Source organism: Desulfoluna butyratoxydans (assembly GCF_900699765.1).
GTDB lineage: Bacteria > Desulfobacterota > Desulfobacteria > Desulfobacterales > Desulfolunaceae > Desulfoluna > Desulfoluna butyratoxydans.
On sequence record NZ_CAADHO010000007.1, the window covers coordinates 130,647 to 149,599 of the forward strand.

Here is an 18,953-nt window from a genome sequence, read left to right on the forward strand (position 1 = left end):
GGTTGACAAACATTGGTCGCCAAGGCTAACGTCTGTTTTGAATGTGTGTGAACAGTGATTGTGTGGGAAATATGTGTTTGGTGATTAAAATGCGTTTGGTCACCAGACCTGTTGCATGGGCGTCAGCGTATTGGACGAAGCGACATTCATCATGAGATGGTTTTGCTTTCCATGACCCAGGCGAATGGTTGACAGGGCCTTGCCGGGAGGACCGTCCCTCGGTCACCTGAGTCTTCAGGCCTTTTGTTTCCATGGGCGGCGAACCATCTTCACGACCAGGGAGGGTGGTATGAAACGATCGGTTCTCTTCAGTGCAGTGCTGGTGGCAGTCTGTCTTGTCTCCACGGATCTTCTGGCCAACATCGACAACCTGTCCAACATGAGTGTGGAGTGGATGCGGACCGCCAACCGAAATGCCGCAACGGACAGGGCGGATATCGTGGTCTACAACCCCGGCGGCATCACGGAGCTGGCCGATGGTGTGGCCATCAACATCGGCAACCAGAGCATGCGGCGAGAGCCTGAGCACTCCTATAACGCGGGCATGGGGGAGAAAAGCTTCGAGCAGGACGGGGACGATCCTTTTCTTCCCAATATCTATGCGGCGTACAACAGAGACAACTGGGCGCTCTGGGGCGGGTTTTATATCCCCGGGGGCGGTGCCGTGGTTGATTACCCCACCGGGTCCTATACCACCAATGTGCTGATTCCCGGGAATATCGCCAAAGGGGTGGCTGACTTCATCGGTGGAGGGCTTACGGGCAATGATGTGTTTGCGACCCTTTCCACCTCCAACGAGAGCCTTGAGGCGGAATCCATGTACCTCACCTTTACCCTGGGCGGGACGTACAAGTTTAACGACATGGTGTCGGTGGCCCTGGGGGGCCGCTATATCGATGCGGACAACAGCATTGAGGGGACCGTTGCAGTTGAATCAGGCAACCCCTTGTTTAATGGTGTTATCGCTGCCGGTGGGTTCAGTGACAACAAAGTGGATGTCGAGGAGAGTGCCGAGGGCGCGGGGTATATCCTGGGGCTCAATCTCAACCTTACGGAACGGTTGAACATCGGGGTTCAATACCAGTCCAAAGTGGAGCTGGATTTTGAGGCCGATGTCAAGCAGGACAACCTCGGCCTGTATGTGGATGGCGCGGAGAACCCCCGGGATTTTCCGGCCATGCTGGGGGTTGGTGTCGGTTGGGATATCCTGAAACGATTTTACCTGGAAGCCAACTACAGCTACTGGTTTCAGGAAGATGCGGACTGGGGAACAGACGCCCAGGGCAGGGATATCTCGGATATGGCCGGAGACACCCAGTCCTGCGGTATCACAGGGACCATCCAGTGGACCGAGGGCCTTGCCACAAGCATCGGAACTGTCTACACCGATTTCCTCTGGAACGATATCGACGGGTATTATTCGGCCAATATCGGGTCCTACGAGGTGCTGTACTCGGACAACTGGCAGGTGTGCGGGGGCGTCTCCTGGCAGATTACCAAGACGGTGGAGGTCAACGCGGCCATCGCCAGGACCATCTGGGATGATGAGACCATTACCGATCAGAACACCGGGCTCGAGATAAAGACCGAAAACGCAACCACCACCGTTGCCCTGGGTGCCAACTTTACCTTTTAACACCCCTTGCAGCGTTATCTGATCTGTTCATGCCACGGGCCCCGGCAGGTCCATGACGTCCTGCCGGGGCTTTCTTTGTTTTTTCCCCTTTCCCTTTCCTTTTCTCCTGCCATTGCTGTAAGACAGTCGGCGTTGATTTTTTATGTATGGCCGGAGGATGTGATGGGCTGGTGTGATGAGAAGCGGGCGGTGTTTCTGGAAGGGGTGCGAGCCTCCCTTCCGTTGATGTTGGGGGTGATCCCCTTTGCCTTGATTTGCGGAATCGCCTCTGTGGAGGCGGGGCTTCCCGTGTGGCAGGCGGTGGTGATTCCCGTGGTGATTTTTGCCGGGGCGGCCCAGCTTGCCGTGACCCATCTTTTTGTGGCGGGGGCTCCGGCTGTGGTGATGGTGCTCACTGCCCTGGTGATCAACCTTCGCTTTGTGATGTACAGCGCCTCCATCGCCCCGCACTTCAAGCCGGTGCCCGGCCGCTGGCGGCCCATGCTCTCCTATCTCCTGACCGATCAGGCGTACGCCCTGTCCCTGACAAAATTCAACCAGCCCGAAGGGTGCCGGTATCCTTTTGCCTACACCATGGGGGCCGGGGTGACCGTTTTCGTGGCCTGGCATGTGTGCAACGGTTTGGGCGTACTTCTGGGGGCCGGCGTTCCGGAGGGGTGGGGCCTTGACTTCGGGGTTCCCCTGACCTTCATGGCCCTTCTGGTACCGGCGGTCCAGGATCGGCCGACCCTTGCGGCGGCCCTGGTTTCCGGTGTCACGGCCGTGGCTGCAGCAGGTCTCCCCTGCGGGCTCAACATCATTGCAGCGGCGCTGGCAGGCATCGGCGCAGGGATGCTCTTTGACTCCGGTGCCCAAGGGAGGGTATCATGAGCCACGACGCTTTTTTCCTGGTGGCGTTGCTCTGCGGTGCCGTGACTTTTTCCGAGCGGGGGGCCTTTCTCCTTTTGCAACGGAACAGGGAGCCTCACCCCAAGCTTACCAGGGCCCTTCGCCTGGTTCCGGCGGCTGTGCTTCCGGCCCTTGTCACACCCTCTGTCTTTATGCACGGCGGCACTCTGGACCTCTCTGTGGGCAACCTTCGGCTCCTGGCCGGGGGCATTGCCCTTGCCGTGGCCCTCTGGAGACGAAGTGTCTTTTGGACCCTTGCCTCCGGCCTTGTCTCCCTCTGGGGCCTCCAGTGGGTGACGGGGACGTGGGGCTGAGAGAGGGCTGCTTCGAACCTTATGTTGCAGGGGGCACGCGATGCGGATCATGATGATTCTGGCGGTGTGTCTGGCCATGGGCGCTTCGGCTTACGGCCAGGAACAGTTCAGGCCTACGGATTGGGGGGACCCGGTGCACATCGAGGGGGTACCCAACCTGTATCGGATCGATGAGGGCGTCTATCGAAGCGCGCAGCCTTCGGCCCTCGGCATGAAGAATCTGGACTCTGCGGGGTTCAAGACGGTGGTCAACCTGAGGTTGTTTCATTCGGATACGGATGAGGCCGAGGGCACGGGCCTTCGCCTGATGAGGGTCCCCATGAAGGCCTGGGCCCCGGATGAGCAGAGGGCCGCCCAGTTTTTTTCCATTGTGTCGGATCCCTCCAACCGGCCCGTGTTGTTTCATTGCTGGCACGGTGCCGATCGAACCGGGGTCATGGGGGCCTTGTACCGGGTGGTGGTGCAGGGGTGGACCAAAGAGGCGGCCATTGAAGAGATGGTAAACGGGGGGTACGGATTCCACAGTATCTGGTTTCATCTGCCTGCATGGATCCGGGACCTTGACGTGGATGCCTTAAAAGAAGATTTCACCGACGATTTTTTCCAGGCGGGGGTAATGTGCCCTTTGTTTCGGCGGATGCCCGGACTGGTGTGTTAACCTGACAATTTTTTAGATGGATACCCTTTCACCATGCCGACGGCTTCGGAGAGGACTCCGGGGCGGGGGGTGGGGTAAGGATCCGATTGTGACGTGTGTGCTGTGGAACTGATTCCTTTGATCTCCCTTGCCGTGGCCCTTGCCATGGATGCCTTTGCCGTTGCCGTTGCCGTGGGCATCAGGCTCAAGACCGTGAATCCCAGACAGATGTTTCGCCTCTCCTGGCACTTCGGCCTGTTCCAGGCCATGATGCCGGTGCTGGGGTGGAGCCTCGGGGTGAATGTCCGCTCCTTTGTGGAGAGCTTTGATCACTGGATTGCCTTCGGGCTCCTTGCCTTTGTGGGCGGCAAGATGATCTGGGAGGCGTTCCATGAAGACGAGGAGGCCGAGGGCGCCCAGGACCCTACACGCTCCGTGAGCCTCGTGGTTCTCTCCATCGCCACCAGTATCGATGCGCTGGCCGTGGGGTTTTCCATGTCCGTCCTGGATGTGGCCATCGCGTTTCCTGCCGTTGTCATCGGCATAACCGCCTCAACCTTTACCCTTCTGGGCATGCAGCTCGGCAGCCGGTTCGCCTCCTCGTCCCGCCTGGGGCACTGGGCCGAGATCTTCGGCGGCGTGGTGCTTTTCCTCATCGGATTTCATATCCTCTACGAACATGGCTGTCTGGGGGGATAACGGGCGGTATCAGTCTGTCCGGACCCTCATGAAGGATGCAAACCGCGGTTTTCCGGTGTGGGTGAAGCCGTGGTACCTGAAAGTGACCACCGCTCCCCGGGGGGGAGGATTCTGTCGCGCCTCATCGGAAAATCCGGTGCCGAGGTTGAACTCCACCCCGTTATCCAGCCTGACCTTAAGACTCCCCATCATTCCCTTGTATTTTCCTTTGCCCTCATTGATGCCCATGACGGTCCCCTCCATGTCCGAGGCGTGCTTGACCTTGAGAACGTGGGGCGACCTGCCGGTGTGATAGGCAAGGTGCGGGTTTTTGACGATGAGGCCTTCGCCACCCTTGCCCTTGATATCCGCCATGACGTGCTCTAAGTGCTCGGGGCCTTTGCAGGGAATCTGCGGGATGATGCGTGCCGGGGTTTCGGGGTGGGATTTGAACCAGCGCCTGGCGCGGTCCAGGCGGTGGGGAAAGGGCCCCGGGGCGTTGGGGACCTCGAAGATGTTGTAGGTGATTCGCCGCCATCCTTCCGACGGGGTGTGATCCATGACGGTGCGCTGAATAAAGGCAAAATCTCCGCGCGCGCTCCAGAGTTCGCCGTCAAGTTCAAAGGGGGGGAAATCCCGGGTGAACCAGGCAGGGGCATGGATGGTTTTTCCCTTACGGGTGATAAGGGCAGTGCCGGTCCAGTAGCCGCGAATTCCGTCGAGCTTTTCGCTCATGAACCATCCGGCGACCTGTTCATCGCCGGAGTAAGCGGCGGCTTTCTGCAGTACCGGGGGGGAGGCCGGGGAGGGGCAGGGGGCCAGGAAGAGGAGCCCCAGAATGATCAGGCTCAGGCACCGAGGGAGGCGGGGCATGGGTCAACTCCCGGTATCCATGGGCCCGGATGGGGACATGGCCGGGGGCCGGGCGAAGTCGATCTCTTCAAGCCGGGTTTTGGGGTCGAGTTTTTTGTAGTAGAACTCGCCGTGGCCGGGGGTGCACATCTTCAGGTAACCGTCGTCGGTTTTACGGGCCACAAGAGAAAACCGGTCCCGGTTCTGGTGCTTGAGGGTGACGGTGTCGTCCGTCACCGACACATCCAGCAGGAGCCGGTCCCAGCCCTTGGTGGGGGAGTATTTTCGCAGATCGCCGTCGGGGCTGAAGAGCAGGAGGTGTTTTTCCCGTGGACATTTGAGGGCCTTGGACACCTCGCCCGGGGCGCTCTCCGACGCCACCGCCACGTGGAGCCACCGACCGTGGAGCCAGGTGGACTCAGCGGGAAGGGTGTTTAAGTTGGCGTTTTCCGTACCGAAGGTGAGAAGCAGGGCAAAAAGAAACTGGGGCATACATATCTCCAATCTGTGATTGGTAAGGTTGTATGGCGACGATGGATACCTAACTAATACGCGAAATCGCGACAATGATCAAGGATAGAACAGCGGATCACTGTTTATTGTGTGTGCGAAAGGTGTTTACGCCCCGGTCCCGAAAGGCCCGTAACAGACTTTCGGAAGGGGGCTGTCAGGGCATCAGAAGCACCAGGCGCAGGGCGTCCAGACGGACCCTGCACCCTTTCAAAGCCGTTGCCATGGCCTGCTTTTCAGTGGCAAGGGCCGATATATCCGCCTCCGTGACGTCGGGGTTGGTGGCCTTGAGGGCGGTGAGGCGAGAGATTTCGCGGTCCATGAAGGATGCCATGGTTGCGGTGGCCGTACGGGTAAGGGTGCGGCCCTCGGCATCCATTGCCGCGGTTCCCTTTTCCATGAGCACGGGGAGGAGCTCCCGTGCCAGCTCAGGGTGGTCGGAGAGCCAGGAGGGCGGAAGGTCCTCCAGGGGCTCGGCAGGGGTGTCGGCGACCCGGCGGGCGGGGACGACCTCTCCCTGGTGGTTCAGGGCAATGCGAAAGGGGACCGTGGGAAGAAACCGATCCACACCCAGGCGGGCAGGGGCCACGCACTCGGGAACCCCGATGAGCTCCAGAAGGAGCCCGTGTTCCCCGGCCCCCGGGAGACAGGCCAGGGCCGCGTTGCCGGTTTCGGATCCGAGAAAGGATTCCAGGGCGCCCACCACCATGGGGTGGTCAGCGGTGAGGAATTCGATCTCTTCGCGTTTCAGGGCGGTGGCGCGGTCAAAGGTGGCCACCAGCGGGTTGCGCCGGAAGGGGGGAAGGGGAAGGGAGGGCTCGTCGCTCTCCTTGAGCCCCAGAAGGAGAGCCTTTTCACCTGCGCTGTCCACCTCGATGCCGTGGTGCCTGAAGAGGCGGAGGATAAAGTGGGGAAGGGCCGTGTCGCTGTCGCTTTCTTTGACCTTGTCCAGCAGCCCTTTGATGCGTTCCGGGCGGTTGGCCGTAAGCTCCAGGAGGCGATCCCTCCCCTTTTCCAGGGTTGCCGCAAGCTCTTGGGTGAAATCGCGGGTTTCGGCAAGGAGCGCGGTCAGGGCTGCTTCGGGGAAGGAACCGGTGCCCGTGGCCTCTGTCATGAGGTCGTCGAGGCGGGTTCTGAAGGCGGCTCCGATGGTGTGAAGGCCGGGAACGCAGCGTGAAAAGAGTCCCACGGCGTCGTACCATCGCGCGGCAATCTCGGTGGCGCTCCGGGCGAGGAAGGGGACATGGATGGTGATGTTGTGCTCCTGGCCGATGCGGTCGAGGCGCCCGATACGCTGCTCCACCTTCTCCGGGTTGACGGGCAGGTCAAAGAGGACCAGGTGCCTTGCGAACTGGAAATTTCGCCCTTCGCTGCCGATCTCCGAGCAGATGAGAAGCCGTGCACCGTCTTTTTCCGAGAACCAGGCGGCGTTTCGGTCCCGCCGGATAAGGGGCATCTCTTCGTGAAAAAGGGCGATTTTGACGGATAGGTGGTGCCCAAGGGCCGATTCGATGGCCAGGGCCTTGTCCCGGGAGGTGCAGATGACGAGGAACTTTTCATTCCGGTGGGCCTTGAGCTGCTGTGCCAGCCAGTGGATCCTGGGATCCTCGGCGAGCCCGGGCATGGGCACGTCCTGCTGTGTGTCGTGGCGCAGCTCTTCCCGGTGAAGGGCAAGGGATGGTTCCGGGGCGCTTAAGCTGCAGAGGTTGGGAATACGGCCTGCAAATCCCTGGATGGTTTTTCGTGTGTTTCGGAAAATGACGCGGCCGGGGCCGTGGCGGTCCAGAAGGTCGTCCACCATGGCCGGACCATCGGTTTGGGGAGCCGTTGTCAGGGTGGAGAGGGCTTTTTGCTCCGAGGCGGTGAGCGTTTCGTTGTCCAGGAGCTTTCCGGCGAGGGTGGCGATGCGTCGGTGGCCCTCGGCTTCCTTCTGGTAGGCGTCGAAGTCGGGGTAGCGGGCCGGGTCCAGGAGGCGAAGCTGGGCAAAGTGAGCCTTTCGCCCCATCTGTTCCGGTGTGGCCGTGAGAAGAAGCAGCCCCCGGCTGGTGCGGGCCAGCGCCTCCACACTCTGGAAGGAGCGTCCTTGGGGGGCCATGTGGTGGGCTTCGTCCACCACCACCATGTCAAAGCCAGCGTTCAGGGCGTGGCCCATGGTTTGCTTCGTTTCCAGAACAGCCATGGGGGCCAGGATCAGCTGGTCGTCCGTAAAGGGGTTGGATGCCGGGTCGCGCTGGGCTGAGTCCGTTAGATGCTCTTCGTTTGCAATGCGGAAGTGGAGATTGAAGCGCCGCAGGAGTTCCACGAACCATTGGTGTATCAGGGCGTCCGGGACGAGGATCAGGACCCTGGAGACCTGCTCGGTGAGAAGGAGGCGATGGAGGATAAGGCAGGCCTCGATGGTTTTTCCCAGGCCCACCTCGTCTGCCAGGAGCACACGGGGAAGGCGGCGCTGGGCAACCTCCCGGGCGATGTGGAACTGGTGGCCGATGAGGTCCACGCGCCCCCCTAAGAATCCACGCACCGGAGAGGCCTTGGCCGACAGATGGTGAGAGATGGCCTCGGCGCGGAGGTCGAAGAGTTCGGACCCATCTGAAAAACCGCCTGTCAGCCGGTCCAGGGGCGCGGAGACGCCCAGGGTATCGGAAAGCTCCGACTCCGGCAGTTGCAGCCCGTTGCCGCAGTAGACAAGGATCCCTTCCACTTCCTCCACCGTGTCCACGGAAAAGGTGGTCTTGCTGCGGCTCGTGACAGCGTCTCCGGGCTGGAAGGTGACGCGGCGAAGGGGAGCGGCGGCCGCGGCGTATTGCCTGGTACAGTCGCTCTCTTCAAACCGGACGGTGACCCGCCGCGACTCCACGGCGCAGACCGTGCCCAGTCCAAGTTCCGGTTCGGTTTCACTGACCCAGCGCTGGCCCACAACAAATGGATTCATCAATGCTCTTTCCTTCACCTTATGATAATGTCGTGTGAATTTGAGTCCCGGCCATGGCACCATGGCAAAACGCCCGATGAAATATACCAAACGGCTTTAAATATCCAGATTATTCTGCGGGATTTGTGGGGGGCGGCCGGGCGAGGCGCGCAGGGGGGAGTGTTTTTCCGCCCCGGCATCACGGGAAGTCGCTGTTGAAATTTGTCCTGAGATTATGCATCATGAAACATGATGGATTCGTGGCCTTTTCCCGGCCCGGAGATACTTACGAACGAGGGCGACGACGGTCCGCCAAGAAAAGCGAGGTGAGAGCATGAACAAGGAAAACACCGGCATGACTTCCCGGACGAGGTCCTGCATCGCAGGTGCCGGGCGTGTCCTGGCAGTTGCGATGGTGCTGGCATGGCTGGCTGCCCCGCCGTCGCTTGTCGGGGCGGCATCGTATGGCGATACCGCTGGCGATGCGCCTTCAGAGGCCCGTGTCCCCGAAGGGGAAAAGGAGAACCTTCCCCCTTCCGACGTGGAGATCACCAAGCCCAGCAGTTCCACAGACGCCCTGATGGATGCCTACAACCGGCGAATTCAGGGGGTGATGGAGCAGGCCGACCCCTTTGCCTCCGTGGCGCCTGAAGATGCTTTTTCCGCATCCAGTGCGTTGCAAAACAACCCGGAGTATAAAAAAGCCCTGGAGCTTTACATGCAGCTGGTGAACGAAGGGGGCGCCGAGGGCGTGGATTCCGAGCCCCAGGGGCTCTCCCCTGATTTGGAGAACGACTCCGCCCAGTCCTACGAGGACTTCTACGAGGCGCTGCTGGCCAGGGCCAAGGCCCGGGAAACCATGGGGCAGATTCCGGATGTCCGGGAGCTGATCCAGGAGGCCATGGCGTCCATGTCCGAGGATGGCACCGGTGTGGATGCCGCGGTGACCGAACTCTACAAGGAGATGATGGAGCAGGTGTCGGGTCGGACCGGCTCAGCCACCCCTGGTGAGGAAACTCCCTGATGTCCCGTGTTTCTGTGGCAAGCCAGCTTCACCTTGCCTCCGGCGGTCTGCCGGAGGCATCACTGAATAGTTGCCGTTGTTTTTTTGTTTATCCTTGGATCATGTAACGGACCTGGCAGGCGTTTTATGGATGTGTCACCGTGGTTGCTGGTGGGGGTCTCAGCGGTTCTGTGTGTGCCCCCGGCCCTTGAGTTGAGGCAGATGACAAGGGGCGGGGTCCTGGCCTCAAGCGGCCTCTATCTCCTGCTTTTTTGCGTGAGCTGCATGCTCATCGATCGTTTTCTCGTGCCCATTCCCGTGGCTGCCCTGGGCCCCCCTCCGCCCCCTGCGGACCGTTTTGCCGTCCGGCTGTCAAAAGACCCGGTGTGCAAGGCGTTAAAAGACCATGACCCGCAACGGTACCGGGAGCTGGTGGCAGCCATGGTCTCCTCGGACCTTGACTCCATGGCCCAGGCGTATGCGTCGTTTGAGGTCAACGGAATCCTTTCCCGGTCTCTTCGCGACCACCTTCCCCACGCTTCGGATACGGCCCTTGTGCACTACATGCAGGCGATGTTGCGTGAGCTCCAGGATACGGCGTGGGAGCAGCAGGATGCCTGCCTGACCATGGGGATCGCGCCGGGTGCTGAGGCCAATCGGCCCCATTTTTTGAAGGGAGAGACGCGGGCCCTCTACACCGGTGTGTTCATCGAGGTGCTGGAGTCCGCATCCCACGGGGGGCACCCCGCCCCCAGCCGCGCGGCATTCGACAGGGCTGTGGCGCCCGTAATGGAAGAGCTTCGCGGCACCTACGGCCGGGACCTTCGCCTTCTGGCGGACCCCGGTCGCTATGTTATGGACGAAGAGGACCGGGCCACCTATTGCCGCCTGGTCACGTCGTATTATGAGGCAGTGGCCTTTCAGCCGTCGGAAGAGGCCGGTGCGATTTTGCGGTGGCTCTATGCGCCGCCTGCCGTACCGGAGAACGCCCCGTGACCTGACAGGGTCGGCAGGCAGGGCACAGACGTGTTAACAGCAGAGAAACAAACGTAAGGACGGGTATGCCGGAAGAGAGTCGGGTCGTCAGACCGGGAAAGGCCGCAAGGCAGGTGATCAGTGATAAAGGAGAGACCCTCGAAGCACCGGAGGGGTGGGAGCTGCTGCCTCCCGGCGATGCGGCGCTGACAAGGCGCGTGAAAAAGGCCGGTCCCCACTGGCAGGTGCAGGAGAAACGCGGACGAAAGCTCTTTTCCAGAGGGGTGTGGGCCCCTGCCGAGACCATTGGTTCCCTTCGGGACGTCCTGGAAAGGGAACGGGAGACCCCGGCCTACAAGAAGAAGCGCGCCTCGGACAAGGCGCGCCGGGAAAAAGAGCAGGTTTCCTACGTGGAGGATTTCAAGGGGGCCGTGCTGGCGTTTTTACGGTTTCATCCCCGCTACCAGGGGCTTGCCGAGGAGCTGGCCACGGCCGTGACCGCCCATGCATCCCCTGTGGGGAGCGGCACCGTGGCGCGTACCCGTCGCATTCCCATCGAGGAGAGGGCCAGTGCCGCCGTCATCGCCTGGCTGCGCCATCAGACAACCGCCTACGACAACCTGCGAATTGCCCGCGTCAAGGGAGAGCGGCGGAGGGTCCGGCGTCGCCTGGCCAAAGAGTCCGAGTCCCTGCTGGAAGCGTACCGGCGCGGAGAGGTTTTGGATGCCTCTCCCCTGGAGCAGGCCCTTGCGAAAAACCGTTGACACAAAGGGGAACACTCCTTCAAAATAAAAGCTCCGGTGTGCCCCTTCCAACCCCAGCCGACGTACTGGAGCCCCCATGTCCACAGCGATCCCAATGAGCACTGTCCTTTTTGCCTTCGGGCTCACGGCCTTTGCCGGGCTTTCCACCGGCATCGGCAGCGCCCTGGCGTTCTTCACCAAAAAGACCAACACCAAGTTCCTGGCCGTGTCCCTGGGATTCTCCGCCGGTGTGATGATCTATGTCTCCATGATCGAGATTTTTGTCAAGGCAAGGGACTCCCTGACCGTGGCTGTGGGACCTACCCTGGGCTACTGGTACACCACCCTGGCTTTTTTCGGGGGGATCGCCGTCATCGGGATCATCGATAAATTGGTACCCTCCTTTGAAAACCCCCATGAATATCACAAAATCGAGGAGCTGGGACCCAACGGAGCCGCCGCGGTGGATGCCAAAAACGGGGCGCTCCTTCGCATGGGCATGTTTTCGGCCCTTGCCATCGGGATCCACAATTTCCCGGAAGGACTGGCCACCTTCACCGGCGCCCTGCAGGATCCCACCCTGGGTATCTCCATTGCCGTGGCCATCGCCATCCACAACATCCCGGAAGGGATCGCTGTCTCCGTCCCCATTTACTTCGCCACGGGCAGCCGGAAAAAGGCCTTCGGGTATTCGTTTCTCTCCGGGGTGTCGGAACCGGTGGGGGCCCTGGTGGGGTATCTTATCTTTATGCGCTATTTCAACGACATGGTCTTCGGGCTTCTTTTTGCCTCGGTTGCCGGGATCATGGTGTTTATTTCCCTGGACGGCCTGCTGCCCACCGCAGAAAAATACGGGGAGCATCACCATGCCATTTATGGGGTCATTGCCGGAATGGCCGTCATGGCCCTCAGTCTTCTTCTTTTTGCCTGAGGGCGGCACAAAAAAAAACGGTTTCAGAGCCGCTCCTGCCTGAGCGGCGATGAAACCGGTTTTTTTTGCGTATAATTTTAGGCAAGGCTAAAAAAATTATTTGACACAAAAACAATCGATCTTATCTTGAGAGGTAACAAAGGATTTACCCTGTTGAAAACCCAATAAAAAAACAATCCCAAATCCGGGAGGACAACATATCATGAAATTTACCGAAACCGAACACAACTACATTGAAACCGATGAGGAGCGAGAGGAAGGACACATTGACGTCAGGACCCCGAACCTGGAGTGCGAAGGCCCCCTCGGGTGTGACCTCGGCATCGATGTGGCGGGATAGGCCCATGCCCGCACCATGCCCCGGGTAAGGTCCCGGGGCAAAGACACATTGGTTTTGAAAGGCGCTGCTCAGTCAGCGCCTTTCTTGTTTTGTGGGGCTGACTGGCCTTTTGGCCCCCAGAGTGCGGCACGTTTTGTCATGGGGCAGGGGTGGAGGCCACGCTTATAATAAAGGAACAACGGGCGGGTGGCAAAAGGGTCCCTTTGGAAACCGAAGGGGACCTCAGCAGGGGGAACGGTGCATGTCAGCCGGAGATCCCCGTGACGGATGTATCAGGTGGGCTTGTTTTGATCTTCAATTAATTCGATGAACTATCGGGGTGGTGGTGAAGATGTGAGATTGTATGAACATATTTTATAAAATAAATTCGAAAAAAGATTATGAAAAATATTGACACAATTACTGACCGCAGCTATACATGATTCATCCTCACGTTGTGAGGGGTCAAACGCAGTTTTTTGGATTGATTTTATATACATGTGGAGTGTGTCAATGGAATTTATCAAGAAAGCAGAGCTTAGCTTTGAAGAAGTAAGTGATCAGAAACGCGTGATCGTCGAGGGCATCCTCAAGGACATCGAAGCCCGAGGTGAAGAGGCGGTTCGCGAACTGGCCAAAAAATTCGACAACTGGGAAGGTGACTTCATCCTTTCCGAAGAGAAGAAGCAGGCTCTCATCGCGCAGGTCCCCCAGCGTGTTAAGGACGACCTCAAGTTTGCCTACGATCAGGTGTTCGGTTTTGCCAAGGCTCAGCGTGAGAGCATCGTTGAGTTCGAAAATGAGACCCTCGAAGGCGTTCGCCTCGGCCAGAAGGTCATCCCCATGGAAGTAGCCGGTTGCTACGTTCCCGGCGGTCGTTTCGCCCACGCCTGCTCCGCCATCATGAGTGTTGCCACTGCCAAGGCTGCCGGCGTAAAAACCGTTGTTGCCTGCTCCCCCCCCCGTGGTGAGAGCATCGCCCCTGCCGTGGTTTACGCCATGGAACTTGCCGGCGCCGATATCATCATCGAGATGGGTGGTGTTCAGGCCGTTGCCACCATGGCCTTCGGTCTCTTCTCCGGCAAGCCCGCCAACATCCTCGTAGGCCCCGGCAACGCCTTTGTTGCTGAAGCCAAAGCCATCCTGGCCGGTACCGGCCGCTGCGCCATCGACGTTTTCGCCGGCCCCACCGAGTCTTCTGTGATCGCCGACAAGACCGCCGATCCCATGACCGTTGCCATCGACCTGGTTTCCCAGGCAGAGCACGGCCTCGACTCCCCCGTATGGCTCCACACCGACTGCCGCGAGCTGGCCGAGAAGGTCAACGAGCTGATGCCCAAAGTCATCGCCGACATGCCCGATCCCGACACCCCCGCCACCTCCTGGAGGGATTTCGGTGAGATCGTTCTGTGCGAAGACCGTGAAGAGGTTGCCAAGGTCAGCGATCAGTACGCTTCCGAGCACGTACAGGTTATGGCTGAAGACCTCGACTGGTGGACCCAGCGTCTCACCAACTACGGTTCACTCTTCCTCGGCGAAGGTTCCACCGTACCCCAGGGCGACAAGTGCTCCGGCACCAACCACATCCTTCCCACCAAGAAGGCCGGTTACATGTCCGGTGGCCTGAACGTACACAAGTTCCTGAAGATCATGACCTACCAGGAGATCAAGCCCGAGGCCAACAAAGTTGTCAGCGGTGCTGCTTCCCGTCTCTCCCGAGTGGAGGGCATGGAAGGCCACGCCCGCGCCTGTGACTGGCGTCTGCGCAAGTTCTTCCCCAACGAAGAGTGGGACTTCGAAGTATACGAGCAGACCAAGTACTAAGGGATTGGGGCATCATCGGACGACCTGATCGGTGATGCCCATCCAAGCTCCACCCTCCTGGGGCCCGATTACCTTCCCCGGGCCCGGGAGTGCAAGCAAGACATAATCCCGACGCACACAGGGAGTGCTATGCTACAGGGATGAGACGGCACTTCCTGTGATGCGATTTTCATGTCGGGTTTACATATATTTTTCCACCCCGCCAGGCGATGGACGCCACATTGCCTTTCGGGTTTACATATGAGTAATCCTTGATTACCGAGGCAGCCTGCGTGCAACTGGACCGTTGGCACGCGACAAGCTGGACATGTGGTGCAGGAGATATCCTGCCGGGCTGCCGACTTCTCTCCTTACATTCTGAAGAAGGCCGGAGGTACCCTAACGCCCCCGGCCTTTTTCGGTCTGGTTTCATGCCGCCTGTTCCATGCCCCCACATGCAGCAGGCGGATGTCCTCCCGGGGAGGCCTTGAAGGCGAGGTTTTCCCGACGCAGACACGATGATGAAAAAGGGCCGCACCCCCGAACAGGGTGCGGCCCTTTTTTTTGTTGTGCGCTTTAAGGCAAGGGGGATGTATGGGCCATTATCTTGATTTTGCAGAGAGAATGTGGTGTTCTTTGGGGATGTTGTGTGAACGCGTATCAGGGGGGACGATATGAAACCTGTGGTGTTGGCCCTTTGGGCGTTTGTTGTCTTTTCTTCGGCGTGTGCCGGTGCAGAGGAGGTCTGGAAGATCACCTCGTTGAACTGGGAGCCGTATTCCGGGGCCTGTCTGGCACACCAGGGGAGCGCCATCCAGAAGCTCAGGGAGCTCCTCAGGAAAGAGGGGATTCGGCTGCTGGTGGAGTTCTACCCCTGGCCCAGGGCACAGGCTCGGGCGCGGTCCGGGGAGTATGTGGGCTATTTTCCGGCATGGCCCGAGGAGGTCGGGGCTGATTTTGTGGCATCTCCGCCTGTGAGCTGGTCCGAGGTGGCGGTGATGAAGAACTCATCAGGTTCACTTTCCTATGACGGCCTGGATGCCCTGTTCAGGACCCATGTGGTGGGGGTGGTGAAAACCTACGTCTACCCCCGGCCCGTCAGCGATGCCATGGCTGCCTATCCCCATCATGTGGACGGTGCGCCCAACGATATGTCCCTGTTGAAGAAGCTGGCCAGGGGGCGCCATATGGTCGCCGTGACCGATCCCAATGTGATGATGTTCCTGGCGGAGAGGGAAGGGATCCACAACATCGAGCCCTTGGCCGTGGTCGTGAAAAGAGAACTGGTTGTGGCTTTCAGAAACGACACGGAGAACAGGGCGCGTCTTGCTCTGTTGAGGCGGTTGCTGGAAGAGGCCTCGGCCACCAAAGATAAAAATATAAATAAAGATAAAGAGTCAGAGTAACGGTTTCGTTTAAAATGGCCTTTGGAGGCATAAGCGGAATCGTAGCGATGAAGATAGCGTTGCGGATTGATCCCTGATGGGTGTACAAGGGGACAGGCCGGGCAGGTATGCCCCGGCTCAATCTGTTTACCCACCGAAAGCCTGTGGTACCGGCAGGGCCAGTTCCTTACCGACTGCACGTTTTTTTATGATGAAGGAAGGCGCTGCCCTTTATGAGTGAGACGCAAGTGAACAACCCCCTGCACGGGGTGACCCTGGAACAGATCGTGACCGCCCTGGTTGCCCACTATGGCTGGGAGGCCCTGGGCAGCCGCATCAATATCCGATGCTTCAACATCGACCCGTCGGTAAAATCCAGCCTGAAATTTCTTCGAAAGACCCCCTGGGCACGGAAAAAAGTGGAACAGCTCTACCTTGCCCTCCCCAAGAAAACGCGAGCATAAAAGCAATACCCGGGACTGCTGGTCTCCGGGGCCAGGTCCCTACCCCCGGGCGGTTTTTTTCGACGTGATCACCTCGTCGGGGTCCATGCTCTGGCACACGGTGTGCCCGGGGGGGATGCGGACAAACCGGGTATCGTCCCAGGTGCCGGAGAGGAGCTGCTTCAGGTAGGCGGGGGAACCTTTCATGGTTTCCAGGGGCAGGTTGGAGCGTCCGGCGGCTTCTTCGGCCTGCTCCCGGTACGCCTCTCCCAGGCCGGGCCACTCAATGAGGCAGGCCCGGGTGTAGTTGGCAAGGACCCCGTCCTCCATCTGCATGAGGAGTTCGGCCCGGCCTTCACCGTATTTTTCCACGTAGTGGGCAAGGCGAGTCGTCCGGTTGTCCAGGTAGGGTATTACCGACCAGGTGAGCCACCCCGGGGAGAACCAGTAGGTGCCGCACTCCCGGCTGTGGGCTTCCCGGTGTGCGGAAACCGATCCCACAAGAAGGGGTATGCAATCATGGACCCTGGGGATGACCAGCTCGCAGCGTTCTGCGGCAACGCCATCGAGCCCTTTGCCGCACAACCCATATCCCAAAACAATGCGGGTAAGCTCCGGGGCCTCCGCTTCCACCCTGGCGATGGCGGCCCGGACCTCCTGCTTTAAGAGCTTCGGCGTGTCGTGGAGCCCCTGCTTTAGAAAATGGAGGGCAGGGGCCTTTTCCACGTCCCTGCACAGCATCTCCAGCTCATATCGCATCACCTCACAGGCAATCACAGCCATCTTCATCGTTTGTTCTCCCTGAAAAAAACAGTGCCTTTTTCTGTGCGACACGGTTCAGCCCGTCCCGGGCAGGCCTCTTGGTGAAAACGCTTCGCTTACGCGGCAAGGAACCCTGCGTCGGCAAGGTGCTGCCTGACCGCTTCGCCCTTGTCCTGCATGGTGATGACCACCACAGGGGTGAAGTTTTCTGCCTCTTCCCTTTTCTCGATCTCCGCGCCGGTGTCGGAGATGTAGTAGTGGCGACCGTTTTCCGTAAGGCATCCCTTGACCCGCAGGAGATCCTCTTCGCGATTCAGGGCCTCGAGAAACGCGTCCACCGATCCGTTGATGCTCTCCACGGTGAAGGCGTCGGGCCGGTTGTCCGAGGTGTTGAGGCTGGGCATCATGGCAAAGGGGCTTTCCATCTCTTTTTTCAGGAGGTCCACGTTGAAACGGCACTTGCGGGTCGGGAAGATCACGGCCCGGCTGTTGATCTTGCGGATGTAGGCTGTCGCGGCCTCCATCTCTCCGGAGGTGGCAAGGTCGGTTTTGTTGAGGAGAATGTAGTGGGCGTTTGCCACCTGGCGCTCGATGGTGGCCAGGTTCTGGGCAAGTTTGAGGCTCTTGATGGCGTCAAAGACGCAGAGGGTGCACATCAGCTCACAGGCGTCCCCCAGCCCGGCATTTCGGATCATGGGCCCGATGCCCGAGGGGTCGGCCATGCCCGAGGCTTCCACCAGGATGAGGTCGGGGCTGCATTCGGTGAGGGCCTTGAGGCCGAGGACAAAGTTGTCTTTGAGGCAGGCGCAGAAGATGGACCCGCCGTTGACCTCGTAGAGCATGTCGTCGGGTATGCCCCGTCCGGAGAGGAGGGCGGCGTCCACGGGGACCTCGCCGAAGTCGTTGACCAGCACGGCCACCTTCTTGTCCGGGAACTCATGGAGGAGATACTGCATGAGGGTGGTTTTTCCGCTTCCTAAAAAGCCGGTGAGAACAATAATGGGGGTTTTCATGGCAAGACTCCTTTTTATGCATGTCAGGTGACCGGTATACCTGTTTTCTCCGTGTTTGAAAACAGGGAAACCCGCTCCCCGAAATCCGGGATTTTTCCGGTGGGGGGGCGGGTTTTCTTTTTTGCAGGCATGGGGCAGGGCAAACCCCTTGAATCATACCTTAGCCCGGATATTTCACGAGTCGGGTGCGCTCATGTGCAAGGCATCAGAGCAGCAGATGATTGCACCCGTCTCGCCCGAAGGGTGAGAAAATCAAACAGCAAATCCTGATTTACATTTTGCATTTTCGGAATAGCTGATTTTTCCGTTGTAACATCCTGAAGTCATGTAGCTTTCATCTTGGGTGTTTGTTTTCTCATGAAATATCCGGGTTAGGCCGCGATGCCCATGAGCTGCTTGGCCATTTCCACGCACTTGGAGGCGTCTGCGGCGTAGCCGTCGCAGCCGGACTCTTCGGCAAACTGGGGGTTCAGGGGGGCGCCGCCCACGAGGACCTTGTAGTTGTCACGCACGCCTTTGGATTTGAGGAGCTCAACGAACTCGGGGATAAAGGCCATGCAGGTGGTCATGAGGGTGGAGAGGCCCACGATGTCGGCGTTGTTCTCTTCTGCGGCGGCAAAGATCTCCTCCTTGGACTTGTCGCAGCCCAGGTCGATGACCTCAAAACCGGCGGAGCGCAGCATCAGGGCCACGATGTTCTTGCCGATGTCGTGGAGGTCGTCCTTGACGGTGGCCATGACCACCTTGCCCAGTTTTTCATCGGCGTTGCCGGAGGCGAGCATGGCAGGCTCGATGATGGCAACGGCGGAGTCTGCGGCACGGCCTGCCAGCATCAGCTCGGGCAGGAAGCAGTCGCCGTTGGTGAATTTTTCGCCCATGATGTCGAGGCCGGCGCGGATGCCGTTGGTGATGAGGTCCACGGGCTCCACACCCTCGGCAATGGCCTGGGTGGCGGTGTCGGCAGCAGCGGCTGCGTTGAGGGAGGTGATGGCATCGCGAAGGTTGTCAAAATGGGTCTGGGACATGGTGTACTCCTTTGTTTCTTACCTGATCGGGTGTTTTCTAAATGTATGGCCCGGAATGGGGTTGGTCATTCCGGTATGCAGTCTGTGGTGTGCAGGGGCCAGACTGTCGGCCCGGCCCCTGCGGG

The 18,953-nt window shown here is 59.5% G+C and carries 19 protein-coding genes; 13 read left to right on the plus strand and 6 right to left on the minus strand.

What is annotated here, in order from left to right; translation table 11 throughout:
* Window positions 1-289 precede the first annotated feature (289 nt).
* From MSL71_RS18580 to MSL71_RS18600, 5 genes are all read left to right on the plus strand, one after another.
* Window positions 290-1,636 (plus strand): OmpP1/FadL family transporter, encoded by a 1,347-nt coding sequence (locus tag MSL71_RS18580; RefSeq protein WP_180143276.1) that lies wholly within the window; start codon window positions 290-292, stop codon window positions 1,634-1,636.
* Window positions 1,637-1,798: 162 nt separating this feature from the next.
* Window positions 1,799-2,506 (plus strand): AzlC family ABC transporter permease, encoded by a 708-nt coding sequence (locus MSL71_RS18585; RefSeq protein ID WP_180143278.1) that lies wholly within the window; start codon window positions 1,799-1,801, stop codon window positions 2,504-2,506.
* Window positions 2,503-2,838: an AzlD domain-containing protein gene (locus MSL71_RS18590; RefSeq protein ID WP_180143280.1), complete on the plus strand. Its 336-nt coding sequence runs from the start codon at window positions 2,503-2,505 to the stop codon at window positions 2,836-2,838. Before MSL71_RS18585 ends, MSL71_RS18590 begins: the two co-directional genes overlap by 4 nt.
* A 40-nt stretch (window positions 2,839-2,878) precedes the next feature.
* Entirely contained in the window at window positions 2,879-3,496 is a 618-nt protein-coding gene (locus MSL71_RS18595; RefSeq protein WP_180143282.1) for a fused DSP-PTPase phosphatase/NAD kinase-like protein, read from the plus strand.
* A gap of 93 nt (window positions 3,497-3,589) precedes the next feature.
* Complete coding sequence (locus tag MSL71_RS18600; protein ID WP_246317824.1) at window positions 3,590-4,174, plus strand: manganese efflux pump MntP; 585 nt, start codon at window positions 3,590-3,592, stop codon at window positions 4,172-4,174.
* A 9-nt stretch (window positions 4,175-4,183) separates the two neighbouring features.
* Here MSL71_RS18600 and MSL71_RS18605 read toward each other — a convergent pair whose 3' ends face one another.
* From MSL71_RS18605 to rapA, 3 genes are all read right to left on the minus strand, one after another.
* Complete coding sequence (locus MSL71_RS18605) at window positions 4,184-5,026, minus strand: DNA ligase (protein WP_180143284.1); 843 nt, start codon at window positions 5,024-5,026, stop codon at window positions 4,184-4,186.
* 3 nt (window positions 5,027-5,029) lie between these two features.
* Window positions 5,030-5,497: a hypothetical protein gene (locus tag MSL71_RS18610; protein WP_180143290.1), complete on the minus strand. Its 468-nt coding sequence runs from the start codon at window positions 5,495-5,497 to the stop codon at window positions 5,030-5,032.
* Window positions 5,498-5,672: 175 nt separating this feature from the next.
* Entirely contained in the window at window positions 5,673-8,447 is a 2,775-nt protein-coding gene (gene rapA / locus MSL71_RS18615) for an RNA polymerase-associated protein RapA (protein WP_180143292.1), read from the minus strand.
* A gap of 313 nt (window positions 8,448-8,760) precedes the next feature.
* Between rapA and MSL71_RS18620 the strand changes: the two genes are divergently transcribed.
* The 8 genes from MSL71_RS18620 (at window position 8,761) to MSL71_RS18655 (ending at window position 16,049) form a co-directional block, all read left to right on the plus strand.
* Complete coding sequence (locus MSL71_RS18620; protein ID WP_180143294.1) at window positions 8,761-9,450, plus strand: hypothetical protein; 690 nt, start codon at window positions 8,761-8,763, stop codon at window positions 9,448-9,450.
* 126 nt (window positions 9,451-9,576) lie between these two features.
* Window positions 9,577-10,425 (plus strand): hypothetical protein, encoded by an 849-nt coding sequence (locus MSL71_RS18625; RefSeq protein ID WP_180143296.1) that lies wholly within the window; start codon window positions 9,577-9,579, stop codon window positions 10,423-10,425.
* Between the two features lie 65 nt (window positions 10,426-10,490).
* Window positions 10,491-11,168 (plus strand): DUF2293 domain-containing protein, encoded by a 678-nt coding sequence (locus tag MSL71_RS18630; RefSeq protein WP_180143298.1) that lies wholly within the window; start codon window positions 10,491-10,493, stop codon window positions 11,166-11,168.
* 76 nt (window positions 11,169-11,244) lie between these two features.
* Window positions 11,245-12,078, plus strand: coding sequence for a zinc transporter ZupT (zupT, locus tag MSL71_RS18635; protein WP_246317825.1), 834 nt, complete (start codon window positions 11,245-11,247; stop codon window positions 12,076-12,078).
* Window positions 12,079-12,280: 202 nt separating this feature from the next.
* The gene (locus MSL71_RS18640) at window positions 12,281-12,418 is read left to right on the plus strand and encodes a hypothetical protein (RefSeq protein ID WP_175469871.1); all 138 of its coding nucleotides are present in this window, start codon (window positions 12,281-12,283) and stop codon (window positions 12,416-12,418) included.
* Window positions 12,419-12,910: 492 nt separating this feature from the next.
* Window positions 12,911-14,221: a histidinol dehydrogenase gene (hisD, locus tag MSL71_RS18645; protein ID WP_180143299.1), complete on the plus strand. Its 1,311-nt coding sequence runs from the start codon at window positions 12,911-12,913 to the stop codon at window positions 14,219-14,221.
* A gap of 653 nt (window positions 14,222-14,874) precedes the next feature.
* Entirely contained in the window at window positions 14,875-15,606 is a 732-nt protein-coding gene (locus tag MSL71_RS18650) for a type 2 periplasmic-binding domain-containing protein (protein ID WP_180143301.1), read from the plus strand.
* 212 nt (window positions 15,607-15,818) lie between these two features.
* Window positions 15,819-16,049, plus strand: a complete 231-nt coding sequence (locus tag MSL71_RS18655) for a VF530 family protein (RefSeq protein WP_180143303.1) — start codon at window positions 15,819-15,821, stop codon at window positions 16,047-16,049.
* Window positions 16,050-16,088: 39 nt separating this feature from the next.
* Here the strand turns inward: MSL71_RS18655 and MSL71_RS18660 are convergent, their stop codons facing one another.
* The 3 genes from MSL71_RS18660 to MSL71_RS18670 form a co-directional block, all read right to left on the minus strand.
* Window positions 16,089-16,817, minus strand: a complete 729-nt coding sequence (locus MSL71_RS18660; RefSeq protein WP_180143305.1) for a DUF1638 domain-containing protein — start codon at window positions 16,815-16,817, stop codon at window positions 16,089-16,091.
* Window positions 16,818-16,906: 89 nt separating this feature from the next.
* Window positions 16,907-17,803 carry a GTP-binding protein gene (locus tag MSL71_RS18665; RefSeq protein ID WP_180143307.1) on the minus strand — a complete coding sequence of 299 codons (897 nt, stop codon included), beginning with the start codon at window positions 17,801-17,803 and terminating at the stop codon, window positions 16,907-16,909.
* 371 nt (window positions 17,804-18,174) lie between these two features.
* Window positions 18,175-18,828, minus strand: a complete 654-nt coding sequence (locus MSL71_RS18670) for a cobalamin B12-binding domain-containing protein (protein WP_180143309.1) — start codon at window positions 18,826-18,828, stop codon at window positions 18,175-18,177.
* Between the last annotated feature and the right edge of the window lie 125 nt (window positions 18,829-18,953).

Coding starts and splice junctions, on each gene's coding strand:
- MSL71_RS18580 (WP_180143276.1), top strand. CDS start 290: ATGAAACGATCGGTTCTCTTCAGTGCAGTGCTGGTGGCAGTCTGTCTT.
- MSL71_RS18585 (WP_180143278.1), top strand. CDS start 1,799: ATGGGCTGGTGTGATGAGAAGCGGGCGGTGTTTCTGGAAGGGGTGCGA.
- MSL71_RS18590 (WP_180143280.1), top strand. CDS start 2,503: ATGAGCCACGACGCTTTTTTCCTGGTGGCGTTGCTCTGCGGTGCCGTG.
- MSL71_RS18595 (WP_180143282.1), top strand. CDS start 2,879: ATGCGGATCATGATGATTCTGGCGGTGTGTCTGGCCATGGGCGCTTCG.
- MSL71_RS18605 (WP_180143284.1), bottom strand. CDS start 5,026: ATGCCCCGCCTCCCTCGGTGCCTGAGCCTGATCATTCTGGGGCTCCTC.
- MSL71_RS18610 (WP_180143290.1), bottom strand. CDS start 5,497: ATGCCCCAGTTTCTTTTTGCCCTGCTTCTCACCTTCGGTACGGAAAAC.
- rapA (WP_180143292.1), bottom strand. CDS start 8,447: ATGAATCCATTTGTTGTGGGCCAGCGCTGGGTCAGTGAAACCGAACCG.
- MSL71_RS18620 (WP_180143294.1), top strand. CDS start 8,761: ATGAACAAGGAAAACACCGGCATGACTTCCCGGACGAGGTCCTGCATC.
- MSL71_RS18625 (WP_180143296.1), top strand. CDS start 9,577: ATGGATGTGTCACCGTGGTTGCTGGTGGGGGTCTCAGCGGTTCTGTGT.
- MSL71_RS18630 (WP_180143298.1), top strand. CDS start 10,491: ATGCCGGAAGAGAGTCGGGTCGTCAGACCGGGAAAGGCCGCAAGGCAG.
- zupT (WP_246317825.1), top strand. CDS start 11,245: ATGTCCACAGCGATCCCAATGAGCACTGTCCTTTTTGCCTTCGGGCTC.
- MSL71_RS18640 (WP_175469871.1), top strand. CDS start 12,281: ATGAAATTTACCGAAACCGAACACAACTACATTGAAACCGATGAGGAG.
- hisD (WP_180143299.1), top strand. CDS start 12,911: ATGGAATTTATCAAGAAAGCAGAGCTTAGCTTTGAAGAAGTAAGTGAT.
- MSL71_RS18650 (WP_180143301.1), top strand. CDS start 14,875: ATGAAACCTGTGGTGTTGGCCCTTTGGGCGTTTGTTGTCTTTTCTTCG.
- MSL71_RS18655 (WP_180143303.1), top strand. CDS start 15,819: ATGAGTGAGACGCAAGTGAACAACCCCCTGCACGGGGTGACCCTGGAA.
- MSL71_RS18660 (WP_180143305.1), bottom strand. CDS start 16,817: ATGAAGATGGCTGTGATTGCCTGTGAGGTGATGCGATATGAGCTGGAG.
- MSL71_RS18665 (WP_180143307.1), bottom strand. CDS start 17,803: ATGAAAACCCCCATTATTGTTCTCACCGGCTTTTTAGGAAGCGGAAAA.
- MSL71_RS18670 (WP_180143309.1), bottom strand. CDS start 18,828: ATGTCCCAGACCCATTTTGACAACCTTCGCGATGCCATCACCTCCCTC.